The organism is Streptantibioticus ferralitis (assembly GCF_029223525.1).
Classification (GTDB): Bacteria; Actinomycetota; Actinomycetes; order Streptomycetales; family Streptomycetaceae; genus Streptantibioticus_A; species Streptantibioticus_A ferralitis.
On record NZ_JARHTQ010000007.1, the window covers coordinates 317393 to 333909 of the forward strand.

Annotated in this window: 11 protein-coding genes and 1 pseudogene; 7 read left to right on the forward strand and 5 right to left on the reverse strand. The window is 67.9% G+C overall.

Translation table 11 applies throughout. From position 1 onward, the window contains the following. The first annotated feature begins 29 nt into the window (after positions 1–29). Together P2L57_RS14220 and P2L57_RS14225 are read left to right on the forward strand one after the other, a co-directional pair. Positions 30–1715, forward strand: coding sequence for an acyl-CoA dehydrogenase (locus tag P2L57_RS14220; protein ID WP_275813712.1), 1686 nt, complete (start codon positions 30–32; stop codon positions 1713–1715). Between the two features lie 332 nt (positions 1716–2047). After that, entirely contained in the window at positions 2048–2779 is a 732-nt protein-coding gene (locus P2L57_RS14225) for a class I SAM-dependent methyltransferase (RefSeq protein ID WP_275813715.1), read from the forward strand. Positions 2780–3095: 316 nt separating this feature from the next. On the opposite strand, the gene P2L57_RS14230 is transcribed toward P2L57_RS14225, so the two are convergent. Next, positions 3096–3347: a hypothetical protein gene (locus tag P2L57_RS14230; RefSeq protein WP_275813718.1), complete on the reverse strand. Its 252-nt coding sequence runs from the start codon at positions 3345–3347 to the stop codon at positions 3096–3098. Between the two features lie 36 nt (positions 3348–3383). Between P2L57_RS14230 and budC the strand changes: the two genes are divergently transcribed. Beyond that, positions 3384–4157, forward strand: a complete 774-nt coding sequence (gene budC / locus P2L57_RS14235) for a meso-2,3-butanediol dehydrogenase (RefSeq protein WP_275813722.1) — start codon at positions 3384–3386, stop codon at positions 4155–4157. A gap of 374 nt (positions 4158–4531) precedes the next feature. Continuing rightward, positions 4532–4795: a hypothetical protein gene (locus P2L57_RS14240; RefSeq protein WP_275813724.1), complete on the forward strand. Its 264-nt coding sequence runs from the start codon at positions 4532–4534 to the stop codon at positions 4793–4795. A gap of 717 nt (positions 4796–5512) precedes the next feature. Here P2L57_RS14240 and katG read toward each other — a convergent pair. Continuing rightward, positions 5513–7744, reverse strand: a complete 2232-nt coding sequence (gene katG, locus P2L57_RS14245) for a catalase/peroxidase HPI (RefSeq protein ID WP_275813727.1) — start codon at positions 7742–7744, stop codon at positions 5513–5515. A 33-nt stretch (positions 7745–7777) separates the two neighbouring features. Then, positions 7778–8147 (reverse strand): annotated as a pseudogene (locus tag P2L57_RS14250) (Fur family transcriptional regulator). A gap of 215 nt (positions 8148–8362) precedes the next feature. On the opposite strand from P2L57_RS14250, the gene P2L57_RS14255 reads away from it, so the two are divergent. Both P2L57_RS14255 and P2L57_RS14260 read left to right on the forward strand, forming a co-directional pair. After that, positions 8363–8773, forward strand: coding sequence for a Fur family transcriptional regulator (locus P2L57_RS14255; protein ID WP_275813730.1), 411 nt, complete (start codon positions 8363–8365; stop codon positions 8771–8773). A gap of 359 nt (positions 8774–9132) precedes the next feature. Beyond that, the gene (locus P2L57_RS14260; protein WP_275813733.1) at positions 9133–10035 is read left to right on the forward strand and encodes a hypothetical protein; all 903 of its coding nucleotides are present in this window, start codon (positions 9133–9135) and stop codon (positions 10033–10035) included. Between the two features lie 192 nt (positions 10036–10227). Here P2L57_RS14260 and P2L57_RS14265 read toward each other — a convergent pair whose 3' ends face one another. Further along, positions 10228–10686 (reverse strand): tautomerase family protein, encoded by a 459-nt coding sequence (locus P2L57_RS14265; RefSeq protein ID WP_275813736.1) that lies wholly within the window; start codon positions 10684–10686, stop codon positions 10228–10230. 343 nt (positions 10687–11029) lie between these two features. Then, a complete protein-coding gene (locus tag P2L57_RS14270; protein ID WP_275813739.1) occupies positions 11030–12892 on the reverse strand; it encodes an Ig-like domain repeat protein in 1863 nt (620 codons plus the stop codon). A gap of 890 nt (positions 12893–13782) precedes the next feature. On the opposite strand from P2L57_RS14270, the gene P2L57_RS14275 reads away from it, so the two are divergent. Beyond that, positions 13783–16517: Ig-like domain repeat protein (locus tag P2L57_RS14275; protein WP_275813742.1), on the forward strand; the 2735-nt coding region annotated here is incomplete at its 3' end.

Below are 16517 nucleotides of genomic sequence, written 5' to 3' on the forward strand. Positions count from 1 at the left end.
AGCATCCCCCGCGCCAAGGAGCATCGGACATGGCCCCCTACGACAGCGACCTCACGGAGTTGTTCACCGACGCGTTCTTCGCCCGAGCACACCGAGCTGACACGCCGTCGCCGGCCTCGCCCTACCTGGGGCTGCGGCACCTCCAGTCCCGACTCGGCGCTCAACGGCCACTTCTCGCGGACCACGCCCGGCTTCGGGCCGTGCTGGAACTGAGCGCCGTGACGGACCCGCGCCTGTTCTTCGCGATGTTCCTGCACCACTGCATGGCCGTCGGCGTCGCGCTCGACTTCGGCGCCCCGCCCGAGGACGTGGCCGACCTGGCTTCCGGGCGGTGGATCGGCGCCGCCCTGATGAACGAAATCGGCCACGGCAACAGCAGCTCCGCCATCCGCACCCGGGCGGTCTTCGACCCGGCAGCCCGCGAGTTCGTCCTGCACACGCCGACCCCCGAGGCAACGAAGCGCCCGGTCAACGTCGGCCTGGACGGCTTCGCCAGACTGGCCGTGGTGAGCGCGCTCCTTCGGGCCGGCGGCGCCGATCGCGGGACCGCGCTGTTCCTCGTCCCCCTGCGCGACGAGGACGGACCGTGCGAGGGCGTCACGATCGAGCCGCTCGCGCCGACGCCGCTCCTCCCCATGGACTACGCGAAGGTCCGGTTCGACCAGGTCCGGGTGCCGTACCGCAGATGGCTCAGCGACGGTGCGTCCATCGCCGCCGACGGATCCTTCCACGACCCCCTGGACGGGCCCGAGGCCCGTACGGGGCGCAGCGTGGGCATGAGCCGCTTCGCCTGGGGGGCGGTCACGGCCGGCCTGGCCGCAGTCGCGCGGGCGAGCGCGGCCCTCGCGCTCACCCACGCCCGGCACCGCCGGACCAACGACCGCCTCGCCGGCGACATCGCGGCCATCGCCCACCTCAACCAGCAGCGCCTCCTGTTCGGCGCCTCGGCCGACGCCCTGGCCACCACCGCGGTCGCACGCCGGGCGACCGCACGGAGCTGGCACATCCCTCCCGGCGGCGGCCTCGGCACCGGGCCTTCGGCCGCCGAGATGCGCACGCTGGCACTGAGCAAGGTCACCGTCGCCGTCCTCACGGACAGGGCCGTCTCCCGCTGCCGCACGGCATGCGGCGCACTCGGCTTCTTCTCGGAACACCAACTGATCGACTATCAGGCCCTGACCACGGCCTTCCAGTCCGCCGGCGGCGACAACCGGCTCATTCTGCTCGACGCCGCGTGGGCGATGGTCACCGCCGCGGACTACCTGCCACCGGACGAAGAGTCCGCACCGAGCGGCTGGCCACGCCTCTTCCGCGCCAGGGAACGCCTTCTGCACGCCGAGCTCGCCTCGGCCCTGCGCACGGACGACCAGGGCGGGGCCGTCCGCTTCGAGTCCTGGAACGCCCGGACCGAACTGGCCCAACGCCTCGCCGAAGCCCATGCCACGCGCACCACGGCCGAGGCCCTGCGCGACGTTTGGTGCGCCGCGGAGGTCCCCGAAGCCGCCAGACCCGTGCTGCACGACCTTTACCGGCTCCACTGCCTGGAGCAGACGGCACCCCACGCCGGCTGGTACCTTGCACACGGAATGCTCGTGCCGCAGCAGGTCCTCGCGCTGCCCGAGCGGATCAACAAGATCTGCCGCCGCCTCGTCCCCCACGTCGAAGCCCTTACCGAGCTGCTGGAGATACCGGCCGAGCTCCTCCGCGTTCCATGAAGAGGGCAGGAGGGGCCTTCACTTGGACCCTGACGAGTGCCTGGTCACCGGCAGGTTTTCCCGCCGCTTCCGGCAGCACGCGAACGGCCATCGGCGACGAGTCGCCGGAGCAGCCGGCCGGCGTCGAGGATGGGGATCCAACCTGGAAGGGCAACCCTCGCCCCCCCCGGGCGGACCAGGACTGTGCTCCTTGGTCCTCGGCTACCCACCTCAGGGTCTCGTCAGATCGATAGAGCGATGAAGAAGGGCGACGCATGACGCACGATAGATCGATCGATTACGGACACGAGTCGTCGGCCTCGTTCGCCGCACTCACTGATTCATTCAGGCCGGTGGCGCTAGCCATCGTGGACCGGCTGCCTGCTCTTACTCCGCATGCCCAGGTCGTGGATCTCGCTTGCGGCCCTGGGGAGCCCAGCCTGTCTGTGGTCGAGCGTTACCCGGAGGTGGAACTGCTCGGCGTCGACACCTCGGAGGACATGCTCGCGATCGCCCGTGCCCGAGCCGCCGGCAGGGCGAACGTCCGGTTCGCCAACATGGACATGGAGGAGCTGGACCTGCCGCCGGACAGCGTTGACGCCGTCGTGTCCCGATTCGGCTTTCTTGCTCTCGAGGACATCCCGCGTAGCGCCGCCGAGTTCGCCCGAATCGCACGACCTGGCTGCGCCTACAGCATCGCCATATGGGACCGGCTTGAGTTGAACACGGTGGCGTCCGCGTCCATCGAGTCGCTCCGTGGACTGGTCGACGACGCGCTGCTGCCTCCTCTCGACAAGCTCGACGCCAGGGCGGCAGAAGCGCTCCCCAAAACAGCCCTCACCCAGGTCGGCGTGACAGAACTGCGGACCGAACTGTTCAGCTGGTCAACCCCGGTCGACGGACTTGAACCGTTGTGGTCGATGCTCACCGGACCGGGCATTTGGCAGTCTGCTGTCTCATCGCTGGACGCCGGGACGGTCGCCGAACTGCGCCGCCGCTACTCGGCCCGACTCAAGGCCTACGCCGCAACGGACGGCACATACCTGATCCCGTCGACCTGCCGGCTGCTGTGGGGTCGCACATGAATGTGCTGGGATCAGGCGCGGTTTGCCGGTCTGGTGCCCGCCATCCCAGCCCTCGGGCACCACGTCGGCGTACACGCGAACGTGGCTCCGACAGGATTTCGTGACCGGAGGTCACCTCGGAGGGGTGAGCGGTCCGATAGCGGCGGGAGTAGATGTGCGATCAGCACGACCCGTTGACGCAGGAGCCGGATGCCTGCGTGACCGGCCGTGATCCGTTGTGGGAGTTTCACGACCGTGATGCGGCCCTCGTTGACGCCGGAGCTCAACGAGGTGCTGATCCCTTGGATGGCCGATGCCCGCTGTTCACGGGGCGGTCTCACCAGGTCGGCCAGGGCCGGGAGTTGGCATGTGGCGAGCTGGTCGAGCCAGTGTGGCGGTAGCCCTTGCCGGTCAGCTCCTGATGCAGCAGCTTGGCTTTGTGCTCGCCTTCGTCCCAGCGTTTCTGCAGGTAGTCCAGGTATAGGTCGATGCTGGACGGCCTGCGCGGACGACAACGGCGGACGCGCTCTTCCCCCGTGGCATCGGAACCGCAGAGAATGCGGTGCGCGGCAACGTAGTTCCACGCCATGTCGTGGCATACAGCCGATACGAATGAGGAGTTGCTGTGGACGGGAACCGATTCGCTGACAAGGTCGTCATCGTCACCGGCGGCGGATCCGGGATCGGCGCCGCCACCGCGTATCGCTTCGGGCGCGAAGGTGCGACGGTGATCGCCGTCGGGCGGACCGAGGACACACTGAAGAAAGCCGCCGCTGGCGCACCCACCGGTTCGACCATCGTCACGCGAGTCGCGGACGTCTCCGACGAGTCCTCGATCACCGCACTGATTGCGGGCGTGGCCGAGGAATACGGTCGGCTGGACGTGCTGGTCAACAACGCGGGCATCGGTGTGCCCGGAACCGTCGAGCACACCGACACTGCCACTTGGCGACACGTCTTAGCAGTCGATGTCGACGGTGTCTTCTTCGCCTCGAGGGCCGCGCTTCCCCATCTGCGTCGCGTCGGTGGCTGCATCGTCAACGTCGGCTCGGTGTCCGGGCTCGGTGCGGACTGGGGCCTGGCCGCCTACAACGCCGCCAAGGGGGCAGTGGTCAACCTGACCAACGCCATGGCACTCGACCACGGCCATGAGGGCGTGCGTGTCAATGCCGTGCACCCGAGTCTCACGCTCACCCCGGCGGTCGCGCCCTTTGTCGAGAACGAGGACTTCATCGCCGCATTCCGTCAGCGGATCCCGATGCAGCGCCCCGCCGAACCGGCCGAAGTCGCCGATGTCATAGCCTTTCTGGCCAGCTCCGACGCCCGTTTCGTCAACGGCGCCCACATTCCGGTCGATGGCGGGCTCGGTGCTTCCAACGGTCAACCGCACATGTTCTGATCTGTGCCGCGTGAAATCCTCGGTTCGCCGGGTTCGCGAAGCGGCCGCATAGCGGGATTGCGGGGCTGCACCAGGCCGGGCGGTTGGACTGTCGCGTGGCCGGTTCTGCGTTGGTGGTGGGCGGCGGCTCAGGGGCCGCGACGACCGTGGGCCGGCGAAGCTCGGCCGAGTAGCCGTCAGTCTGCCCACGGCGACACCCCGCTCCTGACGATGTTGGAACAAAAAACGGATGTTGTTTCGGTTTGGTAATCCATGGAGAGTGTGCGGGCATTTTGGGTGTTTTGCCGGGACTATTCCCTGTGTCGGCGATCGCCGACATTCACATCGCGATCGGCGAGCCTCTCGCCGCATCCCACAGCGAAGGGAACCCTGGCATGTCCTACAGAAAGCGCATCGTCGCAGCCGCCCTCATGGCCGGCGTCGTCGTCGGAGCGGGCGCACTTCCCGCCTCCGCCGCTGAGCTCGGCCACGAACACGGCTGCCACTACCGCCACGGCCACTGCGACGACGGTTGGCATCACGACCGCGGCTGGGGGCACGACCGCGACGGTTGGCGTCACGACCGCGGCTGGGGCCACGACCGCGACGGTTGGCGTCACGACCGCGGCTGGCGGCACGACCACGACGGCTGGCGATAGAGCCATCGTGACCTCGGTACTGCGCGTCAGGTCGATCTGAGGCGGCTGACGAGGTCGTAATGAACAGCGGCGACCGGCGCAGCGGTTGTCGACGACCATGGCCGATGGCTCTGGCGGTACGTCCGCCAGAGCCATCGCAGCTCAGGGGCAATGTCGCTACTCCGCACCGTCCATCTCATGCGCGACGCTCTGGCGCCCGTGGACGTGGCTCTGGCGGAGGGCCCGTGCCTCCCGCCTCCACCTCAAGCAGGAACAGGCGGCACTCCTTGGACAGTTCAGCCCCAAGCCGCCGCCGGCCACCACTTGGGCCGTGTTCTACGCGGTGAGTTGGGCGTTGGCCCGGTCATGGGGAAGAACGAGTGGGGTTGGATCTCCCGGACGGGTCATGGAGATCGCACGGCAGTTGCTGCCGCCGTCGTGGGTGCGTTCGCGAGGTGGCGGGACGCGGAACATGCTTCCCAATGATGGAGGCGTTGATTGCGTGCATCGGCCAGACCACCTCTTCGCCCGAGGCAGTCGGGGGCGACGTCGGGCGCGGCTCGAGATCGTGGGCCCGCGGTGCCGCCCGGAGGCCGGCCAACCCGTGGGCACACTCCCCGGCTCGCCGCTGGCTCGGCCATGACCCTCTCGACGTCGCGGTGGAGGCGGGCGACGTCGAAATCCCTTCGGACCGAGGACGTCCAGGCCGGCCGGCGTGGGCCGACCTGGACGTCATGATCAGACGAGGTCGAACCGGTCGAGGTTCATCACCTTGTCCCACGCCGCGACGAAGTCCTTCACGAACTTCTCCTTCGCGTCATCGCTCGCGTAGACCTCCGCGAGCGCGCGTAGCTCGGAGTTGGACCCGAAGACGAGGTCGGCACGGCTGCCGGTCCACTTGACCTCGCCCGTGGCGGCGTCGCGGCCCTCGAAGGTGTTCGCGTCCTCGGACGTCGCCTTCCACGTCGTACCCAGGTCGAGCAGGTTGACGAAGAAGTCGTTGGTCAGCGACCCCGGGGTTTCGGTGAACACGCCGAGCGGCGACTGCTGGTGGTTCGCGCCCAGGACGCGGAGGCCACCGACGAGGACCGTCAGCTCGGGGGCGCTCAGGGTCAGCAGGTTCGCGCGGTCGAGCAGCAGATACTCGCCCGGCAGCCGGTTGCCCTTCCCGAGGTAGTTGCGGAACCCGTCGGCGGTCGGCTCGAGCGCGGCGAACGACTCAACGTCGGTCTGCTCCTGCGACGCGTCCACGCGGCCCGGCGTGAAGGGGACCTCGACGTCGAAGCCGGCGTCCTTGGCGGCCCGCTCGACGGCCGCAGCACCGGCGAGCACGATCAGGTCGGCGAGCGAGATCTGCTTGCCGCCGGTCTGGGCGGCGTTGAAGGACTGCTGGATCCCCTCCAGGGTGCGCAGCACCGTCGCCAGCTGGTCGGGGTCGTTGACCTCCCATCCGCGCTGCGGCTCAAGGCGGATGCGCGCACCATTGGCGCCGCCCCGCTTGTCGCTGCCCCGGAAGGACGAGGCCGAGGCCCACGCGGTGGACACGAGCTGGGGCACGGAAAGGTCCGAGGCGAGGATCTGGCCCTTGAGGGAGGCGATGTCGTCGGTGCCGATGAGCTCGTGCGTCACCGTGGGGAGGGGATCCTGCCACAGCAGCGTCTCACTCGGGACCTCCGGGCCGAGGTAGCGCACGACCGGGCCCATGTCACGGTGGGTCAGCTTGAACCAGGCCCGGGCGAAGGCGTCCGCGAACTCCTCGGGGTTCTCCAGGAAGCGCCGCGAGATCTGCTCGTAGACCGGGTCGAACCGAAGCGCGAGGTCGGTCGTCAGCATCGTCGGGGCGTGGCTCTTCGACGGGTCGTGGGCGTCGGGGACGGTACCCGCCCCGGCGCCCTCCTTCGGCCGCCACTGGTGCGCACCGGCCGGGCTCTTGAACAGCTCCCACTCGTAGCCGAACAGGATCTCGAAGAAGCTGTTGTCCCACGTCGTCGGGGTGTTCGTCCACGTACCCTCGAGACCGCTGGTGATCGCGTCGCCGCCCTTGCCGGTGCCGAAGGAGTTCCTCCAGCCGAGGCCCTGCTCCTCGAGCGAGGCGGCCTCGGGGTCGGGGCCGACGTTGTCCGCCGGGCCCGCGCCGTGCGTCTTGCCGAAGGTGTGGCCGCCCGCGACCAGGGCGACCGTCTCCTCGTCGTTCATCGCCATCCGGCGGAACGTCTCACGGACGTCCCGGGCCGCGGCGAGCGGGTCCGGATTGCCGTTCGGGCCCTCCGGGTTGACGTAGATGAGACCCATCTGGACCGCGCCGAGGGGGTTCTCCAGCTCCCGGTCGCCGGTGTAGCGCTCGTCGCCGAGCCAGGTGGACTCCGGGCCCCAGTAGACGTCCTCCTCGGGCTCCCAGACGTCCGCACGGCCGCCGCCGAAGCCGAAGGTCTGGAAGCCCATCGACTCCAGGGCGACGTTGCCGGCGAGGATCATGAGGTCGGCCCACGAGAGGCTCCGGCCGTACTTCTTCTTGACCGGCCACAGTAGGCGGCGGGCCTTGTCGAGGTTCGCGTTGTCCGGCCAGCTGTTCAGGGGCGCGAAGCGCTGCTGGCCGGCGCCGGCGCCGCCGCGACCGTCGCTGATCCGGTAGGTGCCCGCGCTGTGCCACGCCATCCGGATGATGAACGGGCCGTAGTGGCCGAAGTCGGCCGGCCACCAGTCCTGCGAGGTCGTCAGCGCCTCCGCGATGTCCTGCTTCACGACCGCGAGGTCGAGGGTCTTGAACGCCTCGGCGTAGTCGAACTCCTCGCCGAGGGGGTTGGCCACGGCGGGGTTCGTGGCGAGGATCTTCAGGTTGAGCCGCTCCGGCCACCACTGGCGGTTTCCGCCGCCCTGAGTCGGGTGTGGGGCGCGCCCGTGCGCGACGGGGCAGCCGCCCGCGCCCTCCGACTGCGCGTCTACGACGATTGCATCATGGTTCTCAGACATGGGAATCCTTCCGGACCAGGCGGATCACGCTGCTCAGGAACTGCGGGCGGTGGAACACTCGGGGCACAGACCCCAGTTGATGACCTTGGCCTCCTTGGTCGCGAAGCCGTAGTCGTTGGACGCGGTCAGGCAGGGGCCTCGTTGACTGCACAGTTGACGTCAGCGACGACACCGCACGACTGGCACGCGATGTGGTGGTTGTCATCGACGCGGCCCTGGAACCGGGCTGGGCTGCCGACCGGTTCGATGCGGCGTACGAGTCCTGTCGCGGTGAGCGCGGGGAGGGCACGACTCGAAGAGAGGTATGGCCACCGCGTTGGCGCACCCCGGAGGCGATCTCCTCGACGCCGAGGCAGTGACCGTCCCGGACGGTCTCGAGCAGCACGCCGCGGGCGGCCTTCACCCCCAAGCCGGCACCGCGCAGCTCCTCGGCGGTGGTCCCGTCACGTCTCTGTCTCCTGCCGTACTTGAGTCTTCCCGTCCCTTGGCTATCGCCGGAACTGATCCTACGATGGACAGAATCCAAGTCAAGAAGCACGCCAAACCCATATCCAATCGGAGCCCGTAGTCCACAGGTAAACTTCGGACATCCCACCGAACCTGAATAGGTGAACCGATATGAGTGACCTGCTGGAGCGACTGCGAGGGCGTGGCTGGCGGATGACCTCCCAGCGGCGTGTCGTTGCGGAGGTCCTCAATGGCGACCACGTGCATCTCACGGCCGACGAGGTGCACGCCCGCGCGGCACGGCGGCTGCCCGAGATCTCCCGGGCGACCGTCTACAACACCCTGGGCGAGTTGGTCTCCCTCGGTGAGGTCATAGAGGTCTCCACGGACGGCCGCGCGAAGCGCTACGACCCCAACGCACACCACCCACACCAGCACCTGGTGTGCTCCAACTGCGGCACCATCCGCGATGTCCACCCGAGAGGCAATCCGCTGGCCGACCTCCCGGCGGAGGAGCGGTTCGGCTTCACCGTGTCCGAGGCCGAGGTCACCTACCGCGGACTGTGCCCATCCTGCGCCTAGGCAGCTGATGCGTATCGGCGACCTTGAAAGTGCGTCGCGGTCGCCGATGGCGCGGTAGGCCTGCCTACGTGTCGACGGCGGCACCACCATGACGCCGTGAACCCCGAGTCCGGGTACCCGGACCCGACGCTGCCGATCGGCGATCGCGATCGGCTCAGCCAGCAGGGCCCTGAGGTGACAACGGTTCGGCCTCCCGCCGCCGGGGGCGCCGCCCGGTCAGCGCGCCGCGACTCCGCGCCAGCCGGGTCGGTGATCCCGGCCATCCGCCCGGCTGTCACGGCGTCTGGATATTGCCGAAGTCGGCCGCGCGACTGACGATGGCCGTTGTGCCTGAGTTGGAACGGACGGAGACCAAGCCAGTGAGCCCCACCGACTTCGAACCGATAGCCGCCATACCGCCGATGTTCGCCGGACTCTGCGACGACGCGGCGCTGTTTCCGCCCGGCAACGCCGCGGCCGCGGATGCACTGCCGGCCCACACCCGCTACCGCGGCGCCTGGTTCGCGCCGTTGGTCGGCCCGTTCCTGGTCGGCGCCAACCACCTCGCCGTCGTCGCCGACGCACTTGAGCACGCTTCGGCCTCTCCGGACGCGGTGCTTGTCGTGCGCGGCGGACCGCCGGAGCTGGCCCCGTCCCTGGACGCCGCCCGTAGATGCGGGCTGCGTCTGGTCGGGGTGGAGCTGGGCTCCGCCCCCACCGGATCGCCGGCCGAGGCGGCTCGGGCCGCCGCTACCGCGCTTGCCCGGCTCCCTTTGGGCGACATGGGCGGGGTGGTAGAGGTGCGGCGGAGCAGCGACGCGGAGATGCAGGCAGCCCTCGACGCGCTCGCCGGTACGGGCTGCCGGGCCAAGCTGCGGACCGGCGGCACGGTCGCCGATGCGTTCCCTTCCGCAGCCGAAGTGGCTACCTTCATCGGTGGATGCGTGGCCCGCGGGTTGCCGTTCAAGTGCACGGCCGGGCTGCACCAAGCCGTGCGCCACACCGATCCGGTCACCGGCTTCGAGCACCATGGCTTCCTGAACATCCTCGCCGCCACCGCCTCGGTCCTCTCCGGTGCCGGCCCGACGGAGGTGACCGCCGTGCTGGAGCAGCGGGACGGCGCCGAACTGGCCGCGAACACCAGCCGAATGACGCCCCGTCAGGCATCTCTTGCCCGTGCCTCCTTCACCGCATACGGCACCTGCAGCATCACCGAGCCGTTGGAGGAACTCGCACGCCTCGGCTTGGTATCCCTTCCCACAGACCCACTGGACCGCGCATGACTCGCCGACCGATGGCGGCCGCCGCGAGCCGCCGCCGAGGTTCAGGCCGTGCACGGATGGGCCCGTATCCCGACAGGTCGCCCAGCCAGTCCGCACCCACATCCGGCATGTCCTGCGTCGGAGCGCTCACCGTCATACGCGTCGTGGTACGAGGGGACATACGCGTGGGCACCGGCACCGCCACGAGTTGACCTAGGCGGTTTCGTTCGGATCAGCTGAATGCGGGTCCGGGTAGGGCGTCGCAGACGACAAGGCGCACGCATCCGGCGAGACGGCGTACTGGGCCACACCCTCACCCAACGACCAGTCGATTGACTCGTTCTCCGTCAGCACGACGAACACATTGCGTGGCTCGGTTCCTGCGTATTCGTGGGCGAGCTGCGCGATCCGCCGGTACAGCGCTTGTTTCTGCTCCGGCGCGCGTCCGGAGCGCATGGTGATCGACACGTAGACGATGCCGTCGTCGCGGTGCACACCGAGGTAGTTGTCATAGCGCAGCGTGCCACTGATGCCATCGTGGCTCGCCAGGATCTGGAACCGGTCGTCGGGCGGGAAGCCAATCGTCTCGACCAGGGCGTCGTGCACTGCGCTACCGAGCGCCTCAAGCCGTTCGCGGTCGGCCCTCAGCGCGTCGATACGAACAAGCGGCATCAGCGTGTCCCCTCTTCGGGATCTCTTGGATTGGCGGCAGGTCTGGCCGTTAGAGCTGTGACGCAGGCAGCGCCTGCACAGGCTTGAGGCATCCACGCCTTCACCGCCGAGGCGTCGCTTGCCCAACCACGAGTGTACATACTAGTAGGTACAGAGGTGTTACCCCAGGACTTGGCGACCCACGGCTGTCCACGACGTTCGGCCGGTCTCCAGCGCGGCCACGATCGAGTACCGCCATCCCGGGACCATCTGGTGCTTGCCCTCACCCCGGCGAACGAGCGACGCCGGACCGCGGGTGGATCCCGCGGTCCGGCGGGTGTTGGGAGCAAGACCCCACGAGGGATCAGGCGAAGGTCAGGGACGCGGTTGCCGTGGAAGGCAGCAGGCCCGGACTTCCGGCGAATGTGGCGACGTACTCACTTGCGAGGATGACGGTCGGTGGTACGGCGATGTTGGTGAGAGTGGCCGTGCCGGTGGGCCCGGTTGTCGCGGAGCCCAGGTTCACCGTGCCGACCAGGGTCGGCACGGTGAAGGTGATCACCTGGCCGGGGATGCCGGCGCTGGTGGCCTGGTTGGTGAGGGTGGCGCTCACTACCGGGATGATGAACTGGCCGGTGAGGAGGAACTGGATCACGGCCGGGGTGGCGGTCAGATGGGTGGCCGCCGAGGCAGTGTTGACCACTTGGGTGGCGTTGCCCGACGACGTGTTGAAGTTTCCGCTGCCGCTGTAGTTGGCGTTGAGCGTGTGGGTGCCCACGCTGAGGGACGAGGTCGACAACGTGGCGACGCCGCTGCCGTTGAGGGGGGCGCTGCCGATCGGGGTGGCCCCGTCGAGGAAGGTGACGGTGCCGGTCGGGACACCCACGCCGGGAGGGACGGCGGTGACCGTCGCGGTCAGCGTCACCGTCTGCCCGTTCATCGACGGGTTCGGCGAAGAGATCAGACTGGTAACGGTGTTGGCCTTGTTGACGCTCTGGTTGTCCACCGCGGAGGCGGATCCGGCGAAGTTGACGTCTCCGCTGTAGCTGGCAGTCAGGGCGTGCGCTCCCACCGCCAACGTGGAGCTCGTCAGTGTGGCGACGCCGCTGCCGTTGAGGGGGGCGCTGCCGATCGGGGTGGCCCCGTCGAAGAAGGTGACCGTGCCGGTCGGGGTACCGGACCCGGAACTCACTGTGGCGGTGAGGGACTTGGCCTGGCCGAACACCGAGGGGTCCGGGGTCGACACCAGTGTGGTGGAGGTGGGGAAGAGCACTGCCGCCGTGACGGTGACGGAGGCGTCACTGTTGTTGGTGATGTAGAGGGTCGTCCCATCGGGGGTGACCGCCACCCAGAACGGCCCCGGACCGGACGGGATGGCGAAGGTGACGGTGTTGGTTCCGGTGGCGATGACACTCACCGTGTTGTCGCTGTTGTTCGCCACGTAGGCGTGGCTTCCGTCAGGGGCGATGACGACCCCTGACGGTGCGCCGCCGACCGTGATAATGCCGCTGACGGTGTTGGTGGCGGTGGCGATGACACTGACGGTGTTGTCGCCTTCGTTGGTGACGTAGGCACGGGTGCCGTCGGGGGTGATCGCCACGCCGACAGGGAGGGAGCCGACCACAGCCGTGGCGCTGACAGTGTTGGTCAGGGTGTTGATCACGCTGACCGTGCCGTCGGCGTCGTTGGTGACGTAGACGTGCAGCCCGTCTGGCGTGACCGCCACCCCCAGCGGGGCGCTGCCCACGGTGACGGCAGTGATGACCAGGTTGGTTGCCGTATTGATCACGCTGACATTGCCGCTGCCCGCGTTGGCGACGTAGGCACGGGTGCCGTCGGGGGTGATCGCGACCCCGAGAGGCGTGGTGCCCACCGTGACGGTCCCGGTGACGGTGTTGGTGGCGGTGGAAATGACGCTGACCGTGCCGTCGCCGGCGTTGGTGACGTAGACGTGCAGCCCATCTGGCGTGACCGCCACCCCGAACGGTGTGGTGCCTACGGTGACGGTCGCGGTGACGGTGTTGGTGGCGGTGGCGATGACACTGACGGTGTTGTCGCTTTCGTTGGCGACGTAGGCACGGGTGCCGTCAGGGGTGATCGCCACTCCGGCGGGCGAGGTACCGACGGTGACCGTCGGGTCCAGGAAGGCTGCAATGCCTCCCTTGCGGACCACGCTCCCCTGCATTCCGAGCAGTTGACGCCATTTTGACTGAGCGGCCTTGGCCATGATGCGGTCCCCTGTGATCTAGGTATGCCTGATCTGGATGGGCTGCTCAGGAGGTCCGCCATGCCGTGCCGGTCATGCTCGGAGGCAACGCGTAGCGGTGTTGGTCAGCGTGCTGAGGCGGGCCCATCTTGTCTGCTGCCGACCGGTGCTGGGCGCAGTCGGCGCTTATCGGTTACCGAGGGGGATGGGCAACCCGCCGGATTCAATAACACTAGTAATCCACCGCTGAGCAGCGGGGAACAGTGCGCCTCGTCAAACATCACTCCAATGGCCCAGTCGGCTCGTAGCGTACGAATGGGCCGCGACGACTACGTTCAGACCCCCGCTCGTCGGCGGTCATGAGACGGAGTTCAACGCGCGCGTGCTGGTGAGGTCGGCTCAACCGGCGATCGGCCTGCGGCGCCGACCGGTGCCGCCTGGTGCGCGCCGACCGACGTCGGTTGCCGGACCTCCAACTCATCTCGAACCGACCACAGTCACATGGTCGTACAACTGGGCCGTCGGGGTGGTGCTTGATGGGTGGGCTACCCTCCATACACCGCCAGTGCGTTAATGGTCTTATCGAATCCGGCGGGTTGCCCATCCCCCTCGGTAACCGATGAGCGCCGACTGCGCTCAGCACCGGTCGGCAGCACACAAGATGGGCCCGCCTCAGCACGCTGACCAACACCGCTACGCGTTGCCTCCAAGCATGACCGGCACGGCATGGCGGACCTCCTGAGCAGCCCATCCAGATCAGGCATACCTAGATCACAGGGGACTGCATCATGGCCAAGGCCGTTCAGTCAAAATGGCGTCAACTGCTCGGAATGCCGCGGAACGGGCTTCGGTCCGTCATCCTCACGCCTTTGTCGGATCCGACCGTGCCGGTAGGCACTTCACCGACCGGCGTGGCCATCACACCTAACGGAGCGCGCGCCTACGTCACCAATGAGAGTGACCACACCGTCAGCGTCATCGACACCGCCACCACCAGCGTTGTCGCCACCATCCCGGTGGGCAACACCCCGTTCTGGGTGGCGATCGACCCTGTCGCCGGGGCCGAGGCCTACGTCACCAACTCCAGCGACAACACCGTCAGTGTCATCGCCACCGTCACCAACACCGTCATCGGAACATTCGCTGTAGGCACCACGCCTCTCGGGCTCGCGGTCACCCCCGACGGCCTCAGGGCCTACGTGACCAACATGTCCGACGGCACGGTCAGCGTCGTCAGCGTCCCCCTCGGCGTCGGGATCGCGGTGGTCCCCGTGGGGCTGAACCCCTCCAACGTGGCGATCGCCCCCAACGGCACCCATGCCTACGTCACCAATGCCGGAGACGGTACGGTCAGCGTCATCGACACGGTCACCAACACCGTCAGCACGACGGTGACCGTGGGTACCGCCCCCTTCGGCGTGGCGGTCAACCCCGGCGGGACGCATGCCTACGTGGTCAACAGCGGAGACGGTACGGTCTCCGTCATCGACACGGCCACCAACACCGTCAGCGCCACGGTCGCCGTGGGCACGAACCCCGAGGGCGTGGCCCTCGACCCCGGCGGGACCCACGCCTACGTGGCCAACAGCGGGGACAACACGGTCAGCGTGATCAACACCAGCAGCAACACGGTGACGTTCGCCATCCCCGTGGGCCCGGGTCCGTTCGACGTGGCGGTCACGCCGAACGGCTCAGCACTGTACGTCACCGACAACAGCGACGCGTCTGTGACCATCACCGAAACGGTGCCCTTCCCGACCACGACCGTGCTGGTCTCCACTCCCGAACCTTCGGTCTTCGGTCAGACCAAGACCCTCACCGCCACGGTGACCTCGTCGGTCGGTACACCAACGGGGACGGTCACGTTCTTCGACGGCGGCACCCCCATCGGCAGTGCCACCCTCAACGGCAGCGGCGTCGGCACGATCACGACCTCCACCCTGGCGGTGGGGACCCACGCCATGACTGCCGGCTATGGCGGCGACACCAACTTCGCCCCATCCACTTCGGCGGTCGACAACCAGACGGTGAACAAGGCGGATACGACCACCGGTCTGACGTCGACGCCTGATCCCTCCGTCTTCGGTGAATCGAAGACTCTCACCGCCACGGTGACCGCCACCCTGCCAGGCGACGGCACGCCGACCGGGACCGTCAGCTTCTTCGATGGGCTGACGTTGCTGGGTACCGCGCCCCTTTCCGGCGGCGTCGCCACGTTCACCATCAGCTCATTGGCTGTCGGTGCGCACGCCCTCACCGCCACCTACAACGGTGACGGCGACTTCAACAGCTCCACCTCGCCGGTCGACAACCAGACGGTGAACAAGGCGGATACGACCACGAGCCTGGTGTCGGTGCCTGATCCTTCCGTTTTCGGGCAGGCCAAGACTCTCACCGCGACCGTCACCCCTGTGAGCCCCGGTGCGGGTACCCCGACGGGCACCGTCACTTTCTTCGATGGCGGTACTCCGATCGGCAGTGGCACGCTCAACGGCAGTGGTGTTGCCACCCTCTCGATCTCCACCCTGGCTGTCGGTGCGCACGCCCTGACCGCCACCTACAACGGTGACGGGGACTTCAACGGTTCGACGTCGGCGGTGGACAGTCAGACGGTGAACAAGGCGGGTACGACCACGAGTCTGGTGTCGGCGCCTGATCCTTCGGTGTTCGGTGAGGCGAAGACGCTGACGGCGACGGTTGCTGCTGTGAGTCCTGGGGCGGGTACTCCTACCGGTACCGTGGATTTCTTCGATGGCGGTACCCCCATCGGCAGTGCCACCCTCAACGGCAGCGGCGTCGGCACGATCACGGTCTCCAACTTCGCTGTGGGTTCACATGCGTTGACTGCGACGTACAACGGCGACAGCGGCTTCAACGGTTCGACGTCGGCGGTCGACAACCAGACGGTGAACAAGGCGGACACCACTACCGGTCTGACTTCGGCGCCCGACCCTTCCGTTTTCGGGCAGGCCAAGACCCTCACCGCGACCGTCACCCCTGTGAGCCCCGGTGCGGGTACCCCGACGGGCACCGTCACTTTCTTCGATGGCGGTACCCCGATCGGCAGCGGCACTCTCAACGGCAGTGGTGTTGCCACCCTCTCGATCTCCACCCTGGCTGTCGGTCCGCACGCCCTCACCGCCACCTACAACGGCGATGGCGACTTCAACGGTTCGACGTCGGCGGTCGACAGTCAGACGGTGAACAAGGCGGGTACGACCACGAGTCTGGTGTCGGCGCCTGATCCTTCGGTGTTCGGTGAGGCGAAGACGCTGACGGCGACGGTTGCTGCTGTGAGTCCTGGGGCGGGTACTCCTACCGGTACCGTGGATTTCTTCGATGGCGGTACCCCGATCGGCAGCGCCACGCTCAACGGCAGCGGCGTCGCCACGGTCACGGTCTCCAACTTCGCTGTGGGTTCACATGCGTTGACTGCGACGTACAACGGCGACAGCGGCTTCAACGGTTCGACGTCGGCGGTGGACAACCAGACGGTGAACAAGGCGGGTACGACCACGAGTCTGGTGTCGGCGCCTGATCCTTCGGTGTTCGGTGAGGCGAAGACGCTGACGGCGACGGTTGCTGCTGTGAGTCCTGGGGCGGGTACTCCTACCGGTACCGTGGATTTCTTCGATGGCGGTACCCC